Raw genomic sequence first — 17,479 nt, forward strand, 5'->3', positions numbered from 1 at the left:
CCATCACGCTACATCCTAAATTTTAAATTCTAAACTCTAAATTTTATTCATTATTCTTTTCAGATTCTGAAGGTTATGCCTATTCGCCATATCCTTCCCTTCCGGGGTGTAAAGATAGTCGATTTCTTCTTTAAAATGATCGTAAACCCGAGTTCTTACCACTTTCATCGTGGAATTTATCATCCCGTTCTGCTCTGTCAACGGTTCGGGCAGGATAGCCACCACCGCGGGCAACCACCTTTCCGGGAACAAATTAGCATAGCGCCCGCCAACCCGGTAAGCCATCAATTCTTCCTGCAACTTCTTTATCATCAAACGATAGGAATCCGGGGAATCCGGTTCCATGTTCCGTTTCCCGACATATTCCCGCAAGGCGGCTTTATTCGGCACGATCAACCCCGCCGTGTAAGGCGATTGATTGTTATACAATATACAATAATCTATGTACCCGGATTGCTCGGCTATCGTTTCCTCGATACCCTCCGGACTATATTTCTCCCCGTCATTCGCGATCAGCAATGACTTGAACCGCCCCAGCACGTACAGCCAACCCGCTTCGTCCAGATATCCCAGATCACCCGTGTGCAACCAGTCATCGACAACCGTTTCGGCAGTGCTTTTCTCGTTGCGCCAATATCCTTCCATCACGTTTCCGCCCCGGATCCACAACTCCCCCTTCTGCCCGTGAGGCAACGGCTTCCCGTCCTCGTCGCAAATCAGGATATCCATCGGTTTTACCAGCGTTCCGGACGAACCGAAACGGTGGCGCCCGGGCGTGTTGGAACTAATCACCGGGGATGCCTCCGACAACCCGTAGCCTTGAAACATCGGCACGCCCAATGCCGCGTAATAACGTTGCAACTCGATATCCAACAAGGCACCGCCTCCGACAAAGAAGCGCAAATTTCTCCCGAACACCTGTTTCCTGATTTTCGAGAACAACACCGCGTCCCACAATTTCACCAGAGGTTTCAACAAGCATCTCCATCCCTTGCCCCGGTCGTCCCCGAAACCGTTGTATTTATAAACGAGCCTTAATCCCGTCCGGTATAAACGTTCCGTGAAACGTCCTTGTGCCCGTATGCCCGCTTCTATATTTTTACGGAAATTCTTTGCCAACGCCGGAACGCTCAACAATATATGAGGTTGCACCTCTTGCAGGTTCACGGGAATATTGCGCAAATACTCCATTCCCGATTGCCCGTAATCCACCGACGCGACCGAAGCCCCGTTATACATGAACGAGTAAAGCCCCACCGTGTGGGCAAAACTATGATCCCACGGCAGGAACAACAACACTTTATAATAGTCCGGTATCCGGATAAGCGAATCCGATTGCAACACGTTAGTCACGTAATTCCGGTGCGAGAGCATGATACCTTTCGGCTCGGCAGTCGTCCCCGACGTGTAAGAGATATTCACGAGGTCACGTTCGTCGATAGCCTTCACCCTTTCGTCCAGTTCGTTCCGGTGTCCCGCCAACCATTCCTCTCCCTTCCGCTGCAATTCCTCGAAACCGATATAACGCCCCTCGTTCACCGCGGAATCCAACACGATAATCTTCTCCACGCCTTGTACCCGATCTTCAATCCCTTTCACCCGGTTCAGGAAATTCGACGAAACAACCAGAAACCTCGCTTGTGAATGTTCTATCCGGAACACAATCTCCCCATCCGTCAACTTAATCGACAACGGCACGTTCACCCCCCCGGCATACAACATCCCCAGCTCCGAATAAGCCCATTTATTGCACCCCTCGCTCAACAACGCCACCCTCTCGCCACGCTCCAACCCCAACATACACAATGCCCCGGCGAAGTTCATCACCTCCCGTTTCACCCCCGTGTACGTCGTCGCCCTGTATTCCCCGTCCTTCTTCTCCCATAAATAAGGTCTGTCGGGAAACATTTCACAACTTCTCTCGAATAAGTCTATAATCGTCTTCATATCTTTCATCATACCCACAAAGCTAACAAAGAATTTCCATTCTTACGAACAAAACGCTTCATTCGTTGTCATAAGTTACCATAAGGCAATGTCTGCAACCACAATTCCATGAAACGATCGTACACGCGATAGCCCTTATCGGATTTAAAAACGTATTCTTTATCCATCAACACCTTAAGAGCCGAATTGATTGAATATTTTATTCATAACCAATGATTTATAAATTGCGTAATTTGTGTAGCACAAAAAGTGCTACACAAATTACGCAATAACTTTTGAAAATAACAAATACTACTGTCAAAATAGGATTACTCTGTCCTGCCACCCATCCCGGCATCCCGTAATATTCTTTCCGTCTTCTTCTCCATGTAACAATTCGTGATATGCCAACGATGCTCGTCAAGCCAATACCTGTCCGCTTCGCGAGTTCCGGGATTCAAACCGTAATCTATACAGCCGAAATCCACCAAGCAAGTGACATCCCGGAACAACCGGTTCAATTCTTTCGCCGACAAATCATTGTAACAACACTTCACGGTATGAATTTTTTCCGCACCCTCGGCAACCCGCAATTTTTTCAACCTGTTGAAACGGCAGGCGAGCGTGTGCAACTTGAAACAACGGGACAAATTCAATTCCGTCAAGTAATTGCAATCACATTCCAACCCCATCAAACCGGAACAACCCGACAAATCCAGTTTACGCAAATTGTTACAAGAACATTTAAGGTAATACAAACGCGGGCTATCGCCAAGGTACAATTGCCTCAGACCGCAATCTATACAAAAAAAATGACCTAAATGGACACAATCCCGAATCCTGACACTCGTCACGGGGATATGCTCGATAATGAATTCCGATAACCGCGTGGCGGAAACGGTCACCGTGACCACGCGATTAACCCCGCGGTACGAGTGTTCACAATAGGGTCTTTTAGGTGTCCGCCAGTAATCCGAATCCTCAATACCCGGCTTGGGTGTGGCGTAACATTCACGGCTCCCGTCACCCCAATCCACGGTACACTCGTCCGCGTACACGTAAAATCTTATTTCCTTAGTTTTTCGCGTGTTGACGACTATCTCGATTTTTTCTTCCTGTTGTTCCATACTTCGTTATTTAAGTTAGTAAAAACGGGAGAGGGCAAAACGCCATACCCTTCTCCCTTTACGCGGGTGGTAGTCGCGTATGGCTCCCGCGTTCCTGTATTCTAAGTTTGTCAAGGTATTCACCTACCGGTTATTCCCCTCTCTCGTTTTCCAAAACAAGGAAAGGGGAGGAGCTAACTTTCCCCTTTCCGAGCACGGGCTTAAATAGCTGGTTGCAAACATTGTAAGTTCAATTTAAAACCCGCACAAAAAAACTTTTCTAATTTGTCTACTTTGTTGAAAAATAACCCGATACTAAAATCATCCGGTTATCCAGTATTTATATTTCAGCCGAAGTCCTCAAAAAATAAACTCCAGACTGAACAAGTCAACCCGGAGCCGTAGGATAACGGCAGGGGCTAGCTTAATTCATGGGAGTAGCGAACGCCATCATGAAAAAAGCAACCCCACGCCGTTATAATATATATCCATAAGAATATACAGATATAACAACGCGAGTGTTGCAATCTCCACGGTTTAATGGCAATTCTGCCTACTAGGTCGCTACTCCTAAACCATGTAAAATTATAACCTCAACATTGTAAACAGGACATCATCGGCGGCTCTCCGCACAGTCCATAACACAAAGGTAGAAAAAATTTTAATTCTTTCACAACTCTCCGCGCTAAATTATATTCCTGTATACGCGTGAACAGCCCTATACCCCACATAAAGAAGTTGTTTCCAACATTGAAATCACGGTAAAGAATAGTGCGTCTATCTTCACACGACCTGCCAATTAACCGAAATTAACAAGGAGAGGACAGTACTGAAAAAAGTACCATTATAGAATTAGAATTGTACTTTCTATATATCAACTCCCATTCATCTCCTATTCAACTCCCATTCAACTCCTATTATAAAGGTAAAAAAATAGTAATTGAATAGGAAATAAATCGAAATTGATTTATCGTTAATACTTAGTAAAACTATCTATTATATTAACTCCTACCCTATCTCGTACAGGTAATAGAGAGAATTACTCGATTACCGCTACCTCTTCCAGTTCTTCGCGCGTGCCGACATGCTTACTGTTCCGGTTAATACGATCCATGATCACGGCGATAGCACCGTCACCCGTCACGTTACAAGCCGTACCGAAGCTATCCATGGCGATATACAACGCAATCATCAACCCTTGTGCCGTTTCATCGAAACCGAGCATGGACTGCAACAATCCCAGTGCTGCCATAATAGCTCCTCCCGGAACCCCGGGAGCGGCAACCATAGCGATACCCAGCATAAAGATAAAGCCCGCCATCATCCCGAAAGAAATCGGCATACTCGACATAAGCATGATCGCCATGGCACATGCCACGATCTTCATCGTACTACCCGAAAGGTGTATCGTCGCGCAGAGCGGTATCACGAACGCCGCCAGTTCCCGGTTCACGCCGTTTTTAATCGACTGTTCCAATGTAACGGGAATCGTGGCAGCCGAGGATTGTGTTCCCAATGCCGTCATGTAAGCCGGAAGCATATTACGGAACAAGCGGAACGGGTTTTTCTTCGATACGAACCCGGCAATAAAGAACTGTATAAACAACAGTACAATGGTCAGGAAGAATATGACCACGATAATTTTCACGAACACGCCTAGCACGCCGGACACCTGACCGGAGCCGGAAATATTCAAAAATATACCGAAGATATACAAGGGCAACAAAGGAATAATCACGGTGACAATCACTTTGTTGATAATATCCTTGAAATCTTCCATTGCCCCTTTCAGGGTTGCGCCGTTAATCACGGACATTCCCAAGCCAAGAGTAAATGCCAGAACCAGAGAACTCATCACGTCCATCAACGGCGGCATCATCACCGTGAAATAGGGAGCCAGCGGCACCGCCGCGGAGGCTTCTATCGGTTGCAATTCTCCGGCATCACCGAGCAACCACGGGTAACTCAGATCACAGGCAAAATAAGTGAAGAAGCCGGAGAAAAGGGTAAAACCGTATGCCAGCAAAGCCGTGATCAACAACAAACGCCCGGCACCCTTACCGAGATCCGCTATACCCGGGGCAACCAATCCCAAGATCAACAAGGGGATGATGAATCCCAAGAAATTACTGAACAGACCATTTATGGTCAAAAATATCCTTACCAACCAATCGGGAAAGAAAAATCCGCATACTATACCCAGAATAATCGCCACGATAATTTTAGGCAATAGCCCCACTTTTATTTTTTTCATACACTCACTGTTTATATTACAAAAATAAGCTACTTTCGTATGACAATATAGATACATCAGCCTATGACAAAAGATAAATGGCACGGACACATCGCTATCTTCTCTGCTAACATTCTCTTCGGATTGAATATTCCGATCGCCAAAACCTTAATGCCGGAATGGATCGACCCCATCGGGCTCACGTTCCTACGCATGTCATTCGGTGCCCTCGCTTTTTGGATCACCTCTTTGTTTGTCTTAAACGAAAAAGTAAGTAAAAAAGATTTATTAATTCTGTTTTTTTGTGCCATTTTAGGCACAACCATGAATCAATTCACTTTCATTAAAGGACTTGGCATGACATCGCCAATCGACGCGGGACTGATCGTGACGATGAATCCCATGATGGTCATGTTGATTTCAGCCTTAATCTTGAAAGAACCGATCACCGCGAAAAAAGCGGGCGGAGTACTTATCGGGGCTTGCGGGGCGGTGCTGATCATCTGGCACTCTTACGCGGTAGGGATTTCGGGTGGTTCCGGCAGCTCGATGACGGGTAATTTACTTTGTTTTATCAGCGTGATCTGTTACGCCACGTATCTGGTTATATCCAAACCTATCGCGCAACGTTACAGTCCCGTGACGTTGATGAAATGGATGTTTCTTTTTTCCACGATTCTCATGTTCCCGTTCAGCATACAGGAAGTGGTAGAAGCAAAACTATTCTCCCCCGACACGACATTCAGCGCTTTGGCAAGCGTGTTTTACGTGGTATTCGCTGCGACATTCCTCGCCTATCTCTTTATCCCGATCGCGTTGAAACGCATCCGCCCGACAACAATCAGCATGTACAATTACGCCCAACCCCTCGTTGCCGCCACACTGGCAATCCTTATGGGACAAGACCGCCTCACGTGGGATAAGCCCGTGGCTGCCGTGCTGGTTTTTACCGGGGTGTATCTCGTGACTCAAAGTAAGTCGCGGGCGGACATGGAGAGATCATCAGGCAAATGAGGGGGTGAGGATAATCGAAAACTGATCGGCGCCGTGTAGGTTGTCCGGAAACTACGCTTTTTGATCGGACACCAAGCGGGGATGTATTTCGGGAAGCATCTTACTACCCGCTTCGCTTCTTGCTCCAAAAAGGGATTGCATCCTTTTACCACCTTCACGTCTGTGATAGAACCGTCGGTTTCAATCACGAAACTGACAAAAACCTTCCCTTGGGCATTTATTTTTATTGCCTCAGGGGGATACTTTACATTTTGAGAAATCCATGCCATCACGTTTCCTTGGGCAAATACCGGCATCTGTACATAAAAACAATCTTTCAGCATCTCCTCGTCTGCTACCTGCCCATAAGACAAAGTGTAGGGCATTACATTCTTCAAGAAATGCCGACGACGGTCGTTCTCGTTCATAAATTCCCGTATTTTTGCCTCTTGTAGAATTTTCAAGTGAGCAAATTTCGGGTAAGCCACCAGATAATTATAAATAAAATTCTTCGGACCAAGTTCCTTCATCAACTTCAACTTCTCTCCGTTAAAATAATAGCATACCGCTTCCAGATCGTCGATACGGGTATTCGTCAACTTCGCGGTAATCATTAATCTCCTTGCATGGTCATAGGACTCCTGCCTGATATGTACCCGAAGTTGCTCCACCATCGCGGCATACGCCCGCTTGTCGTTCCCGTACTCTTTTTTCATTGCCTTGATTCGTTCCTGCAAATACTTCATTCCCTCGTCATTCGGAATTTCGGATACCGGAACACGAGTTTCCCGTTCCAACATCTTGCAATAGTTTTCGTACGAGAGCGAATCTTTGACCGAAGCGGAAACTTCCGCGACCGATACTCCCGTGAACCAACAAGTGAATAACAGGAATAGTCCTGTTTTCCACGCTCTTTTTATCACAAACGCCATAAGTAATATATTATTGATTGAACTTCTTCTATCTGATTCTCTATTGCAGTCTGAAATTAACAGGAGCTACCGAACGAAGTGCCACTCTACGCTTGTGCAGAAGGCAGTATGGGGGCACCGGGAAAGTGATACTTTTGAGAGCTCTTACCGCTTCTTTGTCCAAAACGGGGTCCGCACTACGCAGAATTTCCACCACGGATACTTTCCCGTCCATCCCCACGGTATAACTCAACCAGACTTTCCCTTGAATATTCCTTTCCTGCGCAACAATAGGATATTTTACCGTTTTTGCTAACGCGTAGTTCAAATCCCTGTACGCGGTCAGAGGCGAGAGTATATGGAAGATACAACCACACGAGCACGAATCGCCGACAACTTCTTCCTGTGCCTGTATTCTAGGACTAATTTCTCGCGTGAAATACACACGATGTTCCCGCTCGTTCATGCAATCCTTCAACCGTACCTCTTCCTGCATCCGCAGATGCCGGATACGGGGAGAGAGAGCGGCGTATCGCTTTATGAAATTCTCCTTTCCAATCTCTTCAACCAATGCTAATTCCTGTCCGATAATCTGTTCAAATACTGCCGCCAGAACTTTTATGTTAGCACTTTTGAAATTATAACATTCAAGTAACCCTGCCGCACGAGTGGTGACCGCATTCTTTTTCTTTCGTAAATCTTCTCGATAATACAAATAGGCTTCCGCATCCGTACGGAATCGGACACGCTCTCTATCCATCAGAATTTGAATTATTTCCTGATCTTGTTCTTCAGCCACTTCATCCAGCGGAATCCCGGCTTCCCGATTTAACATTGCCACGTAATCCTCGTAAGAGTGAACTCCCGCCATCGGTTGTTCTATTTTGAAAAGCAAAGGAAAGGTCATGTAAAAACGCACCGCCTTACCGCCAATCTTTGCCGGGCTCCATTTCGGCATTGCCCCGATAACCCGTGTTGCCTCCATGTCCAAAGAGGGATGGGCACCTCGTAACACCTTGACCCCCGAAATACTCCCGTCCGGCTCTATCACGAATGCCATAATCACCCGTCCGGCAATCTCGTTATCCCACGCCTCTTGAGGGTAGCGGATGTTTTCACCCAACCATGTTTCCAATTCACCTTCGAATCGCGGAGCTTCATCCGCCACGAGATACACGGTCGTGTCCCGTTCTACTGTTCCAGAAAAGATTACACTCGCTTTCAAACCGGAAATACCTGCTCCTCCATATATACAGAAAAGCATTGATATTAAACTATTTATCAAACAACGGGTAGTAGTCATAGTATTTTCATTAAAGTTACACACGCTTAAAATTGTTGATAAATATATAAATAAAAAACAAAAAAGCAAAGAGCCTTTCTCAAAAATCTCTTTGCCTTTTCACTATTTATTTCAAATTTCTCAATACTCTTCCGGGGTATTCCGGTAATCGGCATGGAACAATCGAAGTTCCCGACGCATACGGTCGAGTTCACGTTGCATATCGTGCATACGTCCCATCAATTCATGGATGACACCGATACCCTCGATGTTCACGGACAGGTCTTCATGCCAACGCACAAACCGTTCCAGATCTCCCAATTGCTCAACAGGTAAATAACGTTCGCCGTCAACGACCTGAATATCGATTAATCCATCCTCTTCCAGAGAGATGATAAACGACGGATCGACATGACTTTGCCGGCAATATTCTTTAATTATAATCAAATCTGTTTGCATAACTGACACGTTTTATTTAAGACCTTGTAATTCCTTGAACAACGCTTTCTGCTTCTCCGTCAAGTCGGTCGGTATCTGCACGGAGTAAGTCACGATTAGATCGCCGAACTTGCCGTCTTCCTTGTAGACGGGGTATCCTTTGCCTCTCAACCTTACTTTAGCCCCGTTTTGCGTGCCGGGTTTTACTTTCAATTTCACTTTCCCGTCCATGGTGTCTACCATTTGTTCTCCGCCGAGAATTGCGGTGTAGAGATCCAGCGGTGCCGTCACGTACAGATCATTCCCCAAGCGTTTGAACACGGGGTCTTCGGCTATCACGAAAGTGATATACAAATCTCCTGCCGGACCGCCATTCACGCCGGGAGCGCCTTGTCCCTTCAACTTGATGGTCTGCCCGTCCGCCACTCCCGCGGGAACGGTGATCCTTATATTCTTTCCGTTTACCGTTAATATCTGCTTGTGGGTATGTGCCGCATCTTGAAATGACAGGTGTAATTCCGCGTTATAGTCCTGTCCCCGGAATCCGGCAGAACGCCCTCCGCCACGACGGGAACCGAACAAGGATTCGAAGAAGTCCGAGAACTCCCCGTCACCCCCCATGCCGGAAAAACCGCCTTCCGACGACCAGTAAGCACCACCGCCGCTACCGAAACCACCGCCTTGCTGTTGCTGGCGCTGCCTTTGAGCCTCGAACTCATCGGCATGTTTCCAGTTTTCCCCGTATTGGTCATACTTTTTCCGTTTCTCCGGATCGCCCAATACTTCGTTCGCCTCGTTTATCTCTTGAAAACGTAGCTTGGCATTCGGGTCATCCGGGTTCAAGTCCGGGTGATACTTTCTGGCCAACTTTTTAAAAGCCTTCTTGATGGCATCCTGCGAAGCACTTTTATCAACTCCTAAAATCTTATAGTAATCTATATAGGCCATACTTTTATAATTTATACATTCTGTAATATGTTAATACAAACCATGTACCAACTTGTAATATACGTCTGAAAATGACGCATAGTTACACGAGAACTGACAAAGTGGCAAAAAGTAAAAACAGGAAGACCGACACACGATCCCCCTGTTTTCTAACCGGAGAAAATAAATCTTCCAGAAACTTAGAATGGTGTAGGTAATTCCTTTACTTTCTTTGCAAATCCCGGCAAGTCAAACCCGTAATTCTTAAATTGTTCGACGACCATCTTGTAGCGTGCGTTTACCAGAGGATATTTTTCGGGTGGGAATTTCTCCTCAAACTCTTCTTTCGTCCAACGCATTGCCGCACGGGTGAACATCATAAAATCTCCTCCTTTCGCCGTGACAATCTGTTCTATATTCCCGTACCAATAATCACTCCAATTAAACATACAACACATAGATGTCATACAAGTAATATATCCAACAAAACCACGATTCATATAGTAATTCGGATCTTCTGGATTCTCCTTTTCAATTTCCGTTTTATAATCTATTCCTGCTTGAAAGCCAACTGGCTCAGTGATAAGATTTTTCACCACACTATTTTCAACAATTTTATTATACACGGAATGTACAAGCCCGTGCCTAAAATCCTCTATACCAGGAATATCAAAGATAAATTTTATTGTATCAAGTAAACCTATTGCCCAAAAATCCAAACCATTCAGATTAACTCCAACATTATCACCGTAAGAAGCATAAGATCCCCCTAAATCTTCAGCCAAATAAAGATAGAGCGGGGAACATGCCTCCACGATCTCTTTTTTCCCCAAGAAAGGAACCAAATAATTCTTTAACAAATCCTCGTATTTCGGCATATGGTCATCTGGAACCGGATGTCCGGTCCAATCTCCACCGGCAGAGATCGTCCAGTTTTTATTCAAATCTCCCGGTGTAAAATCCTTATAAATCACGCAAATACCAAAATCATCATACATTTGCTCAAAAAGTTTATCCCACGATTCACTCCCCTGCGGGAATTCAAAACGCACGGGAGAATAATCCCCGGACGGCACTGCCTTGTCTTCATCGTAACAACCGCCTAAAAAAAGACTTAGTCCCGTGATCAACAACAATAAATATCTCATTTTCATAATCGATGTTTTAAATTATACATTATCGCACAGCTACGCCTTCCCGCTTGGGGGCTAAAGGATTTTGCACCAACGATGAATTTCTCGTTCGTGTCGATTCCGGAATAGGAAGTGTATAAGCAGGATCTTTTTCTTTTAGCGTGTATTCCACCCATTGATTCCCATCCAAGTTCCAGCGATGCTTTATTTCCGGCATCCCGTACCTTCTTAGGTCATTCCAACGATGCCCCTCGAAACAAAGTTCCCGGCGACGCTCTTCACGGATATAAGTGATCAATGCTTCCGCATCGGAAAAAACACTCAATTTCCGATAGTCTTTTCTACGATATCTCATATAGCGTAAATCTTCCAAACGTTCCATGGCTTTTGTCTGCATTTGGGCGTCTCCCGCCTTGTACAAGAATGCTGCCGCCTCCATAGAATTCAAATACGCTTCAGCCACCCGAAGACTCAATACAGATTGAGCGCTTTCAATCACGCTCCGATTAGAATTCACACCATACTTCCCGACAGGACGACGTACCAACGTATCCCAAGGCATGCCTTCGGGAGCTTCTTTTTTACACCCGGGTTCATCAATAATGTAATTGTCTTTTCTCAAATCACTTTCCGAATAACATTTCAACAGACCATGAGAAGCGACATAATTCCACCTGTTTTTAGGTATTCCCTCCCTCGGGAAAACAGTCAAGCAACCATTTTGAGAATAAGAAAATATTTGCTCCGGACAATTTACATTACAGAAATCATAATAAGGTACGTCTTCCGTGGGTACAAATTCATTCAAATCCTTCAACCGAAAAGCGTAATCGGAAATCACCTTTTCCGCGTACTTGTGAGCTTGTTCCCAATTCTCCATTTCAAGGTACACGCGGGACAATAACAATTGCGCCATCGGCAGACTGGCTTTATAGTCCGGTCTCCATCGTTTTTCCACAGGTATAGTAAAATACAGTCGTTCTGCCTCCAACAAATCTTTCTCGATGCGGGCGTAACATTCTTCCACCGTATTCCGGGACATCAACGATTCCTCGATATTACTATTCAGTTTTAACGGAACGCCCAATGCTTTTTTATCATAAGAATAAGGGGCCCCGAATATATTCACGATATACAAATAATTAAAGGCACGCATAGTAAAAGCCTGTGCTTTCAGCTCATTTCTAGTCTCTTCAAGGCCATTTACATCATCGACATAATCAAGCACGGCATTACACCCTAATATCCTGCTATACCCGTCTCTCCACAGGGCAAACCATTGGTCACTCATACCCGCGGCTCCAAATATCTCAAACATATCGGGTTGCCAACTAAAAGCAGCCAAGGGACCTTCAACCGCACTTGTCCTTCCCTCTATAAATTCGCCCCCGTCAACATCGTCATCCAAAAGCACCAAAGGTCCGGCCATGGCAATATTCAGCGTATATACCTCCGCAATCATCAGTTCCCGCAAAGCGGAAACATCTTCCGGTATAAATTGCGTGTTTGATCTCGGCTCTAAAAAATCACTGCAAGAAGCACACACGAGCAGTATTCCCCAAAAATATAACATCATCTTTTTCATAAACTTCCATTTTAAAATCCAATATTAATTCCCAAAGAATAAGTACGAGGCATGACACTGTTCCCCAATTCCGGATCGAAACCGTTGAATTTCTTGCTGGCAATCACAAATACATTGTTCACGTAAGCACTGATAGACAAATTGGTCAAATAAAGTTTCTTACACCATTCCCCGGAAACACGCCATGTCAATGACATCTGGGTACAACGCAGGAAAGAGGCACTAACTACCCGGAAATCGGATTTATCCCACATCTCATACATATTCGAACTACCTCCATCCGGTCTCTTTACCCAATAATCACTAAAATTGCTGCTCGTGTAAATCGCGGGAACCTTGGTCTTGTTTTCATCACCCGGCTCTCGCCAACGTTTAGCAATTTCTTTATCCACGTTGATAAACGGATCCGGCATAAATACACTTCCTCTTTCTCCCGAGTACAAACTCGGCAACCGTTTTTTACCTCCTAAAAGGACAGAGAAGTCCGCACCAAAAGAAACGTCCTTGTAACGCAAACGGGTATTCAACCCGCCCGTAAAGTAAGGATCTGTCTGACCGGAATACACCAGATACTCTGTCGGGTCCATTTTTGAATCCGTTTCCTCAAAATCCATGTAATTAAACGTCGGATAACCTGTTTCGGGATCCAATCCGGCAAAGGAGAAAGACCAGATGGCAGATATCGGATAGCCTTTCTTTAAAACACGACTGGAGGAGCCAGACAAATACTCACTTAAATCAGGTGTACTGACTTCATTGACAGAACTGCCTTTATTCCAGTTTTTGGAACTATTGATCCCTATCGTCCACGCAAAATCTTTTCGTTGGAAAGGAGTAAAATGAACCGAATACTCCACACCGTGGTTCGTGATTCTTCCCCCGTTAATGTTCATTGAAGATATTCCATACTCTTCCGGAATCTTTTGCGCGACAATCGCATCAGATGAGCGTCCGTAATATTCAAGGTTCATGGTAATCCCGTTGAACAATTGTAAATCGAATCCCAAGTTCCAAGATTTCGTCCGTTCCCATTTCAAGTTAGGATTAGGTAAAGAACGTATTCCCGCCCCGTACTCGTTAAATGGCTTGAAAACTGTACTATATCTTCCTAAAATCATTTCAGGGCTTACCGTATTTACAGAATTTCCCTGCACCCCGTAAGTCGCTCTGAAATTCAATTGGTTCAACCAACTGATATGATTTTTTATAAAAGGTTCTTCAGCCATCCGCCAAGAAACACCAAAAGAATAAGTCGGGTCCATACGTTTATTCACGTCTTGCCCAAAAGCATTCGAGGCATCGGAACGAATATTCGCGTTGAATACATATTTATCTTTGTAAGAATAAGCCACGGTGGCAAACAAGGAAAGATAGTTATTCACCTGATCCGTTTCTTTCCATCCGCCACTATACAAAGCCTGCAATATACCCCAATCTTTAGGAGTCTCTGCTGTCACCAACTGCTTCAATCCGGTCGGTGCGACCAAGCCATTCCCCCTGTCCGGAGTATACCCCCATACCGTGTTTGCCGTACCGTCCGCATCCTCCGAACGTACCTCAATTCCCGCCATCGCGTTCAACCGATGATCTTCATTGAAAGTCTTGCTAAATACAAATTTGTTTTGAATGTTATAACTTTTATTCGAAAGGTATGAAGTCATGTATTCCCCCCCGAAAGGCAGCATGGCGGATTTAAATTCATCGCTTCCGGGTTCTGCCGTACCGTAATCATATCCCCTGTACTTGGAAGCAATATGATACGTTTGCTCACCCGCGAATGATTTGGAAGTATTCGATACCTCCGTGTAACCAAGTACCAATTCATAACGGAACCATGAAGTAACATCCCAATTCAAGTTGAGGGAGGCATTCGTATTCATATTAAACGCCTTGGCGTAACTATTATCTCGCTCGTTTTCAAAATTATAACTGTAAAGGATGTCTTTACCCGCGGGAGCATAAGGATTACTTCTCAAATAATAGAGGGGAGCACCGTTCTCGTCATAAGCGGGCAGAGCCCGACTTGTTGATTTGGCATATTCCATCGGGTTGACTCCCGGACCGAAAGTTCGGTTATCTCCCCTTGCTAAAATGACGGAAGCGTCCACGTTCAAATTTTTCAGCAATTGCGCACCCACTCTTAACCGAAGTCCCATTTTCTTGGCAGAGTTGCCAATTTCCTGCCCTTGGTCATCACTAAAGTTAAATGACAAATTATAAGTCACTTTTTCCGATCCGCCCATCAGACTGAGATTGTGATTGTGGCTAAAACCATTTTGTGTCAATATATCAAACCAGTCGGTATTCACGGTTTCCAGCCTCTCCAAGTAAGTTCCATACTCTTCTATCGTGATTTCTTTGCTCGCGACAAGCCTCATCAATCCCTCGTACGACGAAGTCTGTGCCACAGGCTCTGCAATGAAACGTCCCCCGTTCTCGTAGGCTTCCTTGGAGTAATCAATACGCTCGCAGGAATTCATCATGTTGAACATCCCGTAACTGGGTTTCTGTTTGAAAGAAAAATTCGCCGTATAATTCACGCTCAGACGATCGGTTTTACTCTTTTTGGTCGTGATAACGATAACCCCGTTCGAGGCTTTCGAACCGTATATCGCCGTAGCCGAAGCATCTTTCAACACGGTGATCGTTTCTATATCCGAAGGATTCAACCAAGAAATCTGATTACCGAGTACATTTTTCAAATCTTCCGTCATGGTAGAGGATACGTCCAAGGGAAGCGGATCCGGTTGGATAATACCGTCAACCACCCACAACGGATCCTGATTCCCCAATATCGTGGAGGTTCCCCGAATCTGTATTTTAGGATTCGTCCCCACCCGGGAACTGGTATTCATCACGATCATTCCGGCTACCCGCCCTTGCAGCATCTGGTCGACAGAAGTATATACCGGTTGCATGATATCAGAAGCCCTTACCGTCGTGTACGCCCCCACCATATCTTTCCGGTTCACGGTTTGATAACCGGTACTTACCGTCACCTCTCCCAACTGCCGGATATCTTCTTCCATCACGATCACCCACGGAGTTTTCTGTTCATTCTCTTTATAGATCACTTCTTTCGTTCGCAAACCGATAAAAGAGAAGACAAGGCGTATTTCCTTATCTTTTACTTTTGGTATTTCCAAAGTAAATTCCCCTTTCGAGTTTGTTGAAGTCCCCAACTTCATACCTTTCAACAGCACCGTCACTCCCGGAAGAGGAAGTCCTTCAGTATCCTTCACGACACCCGAAATAACCACTTTAGCGACGGTTTTAGTAGAATCCTGTTCAGAGACTTTAAGAGGGACTATCAAGATATAATCATCCTCAAAACGATAAGTCATACCGCTTCCTTTCAAGATTAACTTCAAACACTCTTCCAGTTCCACATCTTTACAATTCAGTACCACCCGTTGGTCATTGGCCAAATGCTCGTCGCTGTAAATTACAATCTTATTGGTTTGACGTTGAAATTCGACCAGAGCTTCCTTTATCGTTGTCTCACCCAAATCTATCGTAACCCTCTTTTGAGAAAAACCATTTCCAAAAGAGAAAAGCACAAAGAAGACATTCATCAACAAAGTCAATCTCATGACAGTATAAAGCTTCCACGACCTGTACCGTAAAGGTTCAGGCCCTTCCTTTTGATTTTTTTCCATAAATTTGAATTTTAAGTTTTTACGTTCTATGTTAGTTTTGGTACCAATCTATGATTATTTCCTGCCCTTTTCTTTTGAATGAAATATTTATAATTTCTTCCAACATCTTGAGCGTATGATCCACGTCGTCATATTTCCGAAATCCCCCGGTAAAGCGAATTTTCTTTATCGCTTCATCTTTAAACGTGTAAGTAACAGGAATCCAGCGACTCAATTTCAACATCAACTGTTCCAGCGGCATCGCGTCAAACCGGAATAAACCACGAGTCCAAGCGACATACACGCTCGTGTCCACGTCACGTATTGTCTTTTCCGATGTTCGGTTATTCAATAAAAATTGCTGTCCGGGCAATAATATGGCTTGTTCCTCTTCACGCCCCACCTGTACGCTTCCGTTCAAAAGAGTAACCTCCGTGTTTTCCTCATCCGGATAGGCTGAAACATTAAACCATGTCCCCAATACCTGAACATCCGCATGATCCGTGTGAACCACAAAAGACTTACCGGGATGCTTCGCCACCTCGAAATAAGCCTCCCCGGATAAAAAGACTTCACGGGTATCACCATTAAAATTCACGGGATACCGGAGTTTGGATTCCGAGTTCAAGACGATTAAACTTCCATCCGAGAGACGCAATTTATATTCCCCGCATTTCGGAACAACGAGTTCGTTATACACGGTCTCTTCCGAAAGAGTATCGATGCTATGTTCCTCGTAAACCAGCAACGCGGAATCCGAACGAATCACCGATCCGGCTTCCCGAATCATCCGGTCTGTCCTATGACCTACATCCACTCGTTCACCTGAAGCCAGAATCAATGTTACATTAGCCTGTCTGGATTCCGTCACTCGCTCTACATGTCCTCTATCCATAAATCGGGAGACGAAAAAGGCTCCCATAATCAATACAACAGAAGCTGCAACTCCCGCACTCCATATTTTGAGTAAACGTTTCTTCCGTCTTCCTTTCTTGATTTCAAGTATTTTCTCCCATCCTTCGGATTTTTGTATTTGTTCTCTTTTATAAGCCCATTTGCCACTATACCATAAAGAACAAATTTCCCGGTAAGCATTTCTGTTTTGTTCACTTTCATCCAGCCACGCCTGCAGACACTCCTTCCGGTTCTTGTCAAGACCTTGACTAAGTTTCGTGAATATCAGTTCATATATTTCCTCTTGTATTGGCATACGAATACATATTTTTCTAGGAAGACAGAAAAAATAGAAAAATGGGTAGGTATTTTTCCGTTTTTTTTCCTAGAAAATCCTAATGCATTATCTCCCA

13 protein-coding genes are annotated in these 17,479 nt (G+C 44.9%); 1 reads left to right on the top strand and 12 read right to left on the bottom strand.

The genetic code is table 11. From position 1 onward, the window contains the following. Window positions 1-36: 36 nt before the first annotated feature. The 4 genes from H8S64_RS09225 to H8S64_RS09235 form a co-directional block, all read right to left on the bottom strand. The gene (locus H8S64_RS09225; RefSeq protein ID WP_410026143.1) at window positions 37-1,959 is read right to left on the bottom strand and encodes an AMP-dependent synthetase/ligase; all 1,923 of its coding nucleotides are present in this window, start codon (window positions 1,957-1,959) and stop codon (window positions 37-39) included. Window positions 1,960-2,015: 56 nt separating this feature from the next. Next, window positions 2,016-2,150 (bottom strand): hypothetical protein, encoded by a 135-nt coding sequence (locus H8S64_RS22970; RefSeq protein WP_494545989.1) that lies wholly within the window; start codon window positions 2,148-2,150, stop codon window positions 2,016-2,018. 105 nt (window positions 2,151-2,255) lie between these two features. Continuing rightward, complete coding sequence (locus H8S64_RS09230; protein WP_186975849.1) at window positions 2,256-3,053, bottom strand: leucine-rich repeat domain-containing protein; 798 nt, start codon at window positions 3,051-3,053, stop codon at window positions 2,256-2,258. A gap of 1,018 nt (window positions 3,054-4,071) precedes the next feature. After that, window positions 4,072-5,286, bottom strand: a complete 1,215-nt coding sequence (locus H8S64_RS09235; protein WP_186975850.1) for a dicarboxylate/amino acid:cation symporter — start codon at window positions 5,284-5,286, stop codon at window positions 4,072-4,074. A 63-nt stretch (window positions 5,287-5,349) separates the two neighbouring features. On the opposite strand from H8S64_RS09235, the gene H8S64_RS09240 reads away from it, so the two are divergent. Beyond that, window positions 5,350-6,279: a DMT family transporter gene (locus H8S64_RS09240; protein WP_186975851.1), complete on the top strand. Its 930-nt coding sequence runs from the start codon at window positions 5,350-5,352 to the stop codon at window positions 6,277-6,279. Here H8S64_RS09240 and H8S64_RS09245 read toward each other — a convergent pair. The 8 genes from H8S64_RS09245 to H8S64_RS09280 all read right to left on the bottom strand — a co-directional run bounded on the left by H8S64_RS09245 (window position 6,234) and on the right by H8S64_RS09280 (window position 17,382). Next, window positions 6,234-7,190 carry an energy transducer TonB gene (locus H8S64_RS09245; RefSeq protein ID WP_186975852.1) on the bottom strand — a complete coding sequence of 319 codons (957 nt, stop codon included), beginning with the start codon at window positions 7,188-7,190 and terminating at the stop codon, window positions 6,234-6,236. The two genes, H8S64_RS09240 and H8S64_RS09245, sit on opposite strands and share 46 nt — an antisense overlap. Before the next feature lie 40 nt (window positions 7,191-7,230). Beyond that, a complete protein-coding gene (locus tag H8S64_RS09250; RefSeq protein ID WP_186975853.1) occupies window positions 7,231-8,433 on the bottom strand; it encodes an energy transducer TonB in 1,203 nt (400 codons plus the stop codon). A 159-nt stretch (window positions 8,434-8,592) separates the two neighbouring features. Further along, on the bottom strand, window positions 8,593-8,910 hold the full coding sequence (locus H8S64_RS09255) for a chaperone modulator CbpM (protein WP_099291786.1): 318 nt from the start codon (window positions 8,908-8,910) through the stop codon (window positions 8,593-8,595). 12 nt (window positions 8,911-8,922) lie between these two features. After that, entirely contained in the window at window positions 8,923-9,837 is a 915-nt protein-coding gene (locus tag H8S64_RS09260; RefSeq protein WP_186975854.1) for a DnaJ C-terminal domain-containing protein, read from the bottom strand. 179 nt (window positions 9,838-10,016) lie between these two features. Further along, window positions 10,017-10,970, bottom strand: coding sequence for a hypothetical protein (locus H8S64_RS09265; RefSeq protein ID WP_099291784.1), 954 nt, complete (start codon window positions 10,968-10,970; stop codon window positions 10,017-10,019). 22 nt (window positions 10,971-10,992) lie between these two features. Then, window positions 10,993-12,534: a RagB/SusD family nutrient uptake outer membrane protein gene (locus tag H8S64_RS09270; protein WP_186975855.1), complete on the bottom strand. Its 1,542-nt coding sequence runs from the start codon at window positions 12,532-12,534 to the stop codon at window positions 10,993-10,995. 11 nt (window positions 12,535-12,545) lie between these two features. After that, on the bottom strand, window positions 12,546-16,193 hold the full coding sequence (locus tag H8S64_RS09275) for a SusC/RagA family TonB-linked outer membrane protein (RefSeq protein ID WP_255301971.1): 3,648 nt from the start codon (window positions 16,191-16,193) through the stop codon (window positions 12,546-12,548). Between the two features lie 31 nt (window positions 16,194-16,224). Further along, a complete protein-coding gene (locus H8S64_RS09280) occupies window positions 16,225-17,382 on the bottom strand; it encodes a FecR family protein (RefSeq protein ID WP_099291782.1) in 1,158 nt (385 codons plus the stop codon). Between the last annotated feature and the right edge of the window lie 97 nt (window positions 17,383-17,479).

This window comes from Butyricimonas hominis (genome assembly GCF_014287455.1).
GTDB lineage: Bacteria > Bacteroidota > Bacteroidia > Bacteroidales > Marinifilaceae > Butyricimonas > Butyricimonas muris.

Bases quoted from the DNA above. Each gene is read 5' to 3' on its own strand.
- H8S64_RS09225 (WP_410026143.1), bottom strand. From the start codon at position 1,959: ATGATGAAAGATATGAAGACGATTATAGACTTATTCGAGAGAAGTTGT.
- H8S64_RS09230 (WP_186975849.1), bottom strand. From the start codon at position 3,053: ATGGAACAACAGGAAGAAAAAATCGAGATAGTCGTCAACACGCGAAAA.
- H8S64_RS09235 (WP_186975850.1), bottom strand. From the start codon at position 5,286: ATGAAAAAAATAAAAGTGGGGCTATTGCCTAAAATTATCGTGGCGATT.
- H8S64_RS09240 (WP_186975851.1), top strand. From the start codon at position 5,350: ATGACAAAAGATAAATGGCACGGACACATCGCTATCTTCTCTGCTAAC.
- H8S64_RS09245 (WP_186975852.1), bottom strand. From the start codon at position 7,190: ATGGCGTTTGTGATAAAAAGAGCGTGGAAAACAGGACTATTCCTGTTA.
- H8S64_RS09250 (WP_186975853.1), bottom strand. From the start codon at position 8,433: ATGCTTTTCTGTATATATGGAGGAGCAGGTATTTCCGGTTTGAAAGCG.
- H8S64_RS09255 (WP_099291786.1), bottom strand. From the start codon at position 8,910: ATGCAAACAGATTTGATTATAATTAAAGAATATTGCCGGCAAAGTCAT.
- H8S64_RS09260 (WP_186975854.1), bottom strand. From the start codon at position 9,837: ATGGCCTATATAGATTACTATAAGATTTTAGGAGTTGATAAAAGTGCT.
- H8S64_RS09265 (WP_099291784.1), bottom strand. From the start codon at position 10,970: ATGAAAATGAGATATTTATTGTTGTTGATCACGGGACTAAGTCTTTTT.
- H8S64_RS09270 (WP_186975855.1), bottom strand. From the start codon at position 12,534: ATGAAAAAGATGATGTTATATTTTTGGGGAATACTGCTCGTGTGTGCT.
- H8S64_RS09275 (WP_255301971.1), bottom strand. From the start codon at position 16,193: ATGGAAAAAAATCAAAAGGAAGGGCCTGAACCTTTACGGTACAGGTCG.
- H8S64_RS09280 (WP_099291782.1), bottom strand. From the start codon at position 17,382: ATGCCAATACAAGAGGAAATATATGAACTGATATTCACGAAACTTAGT.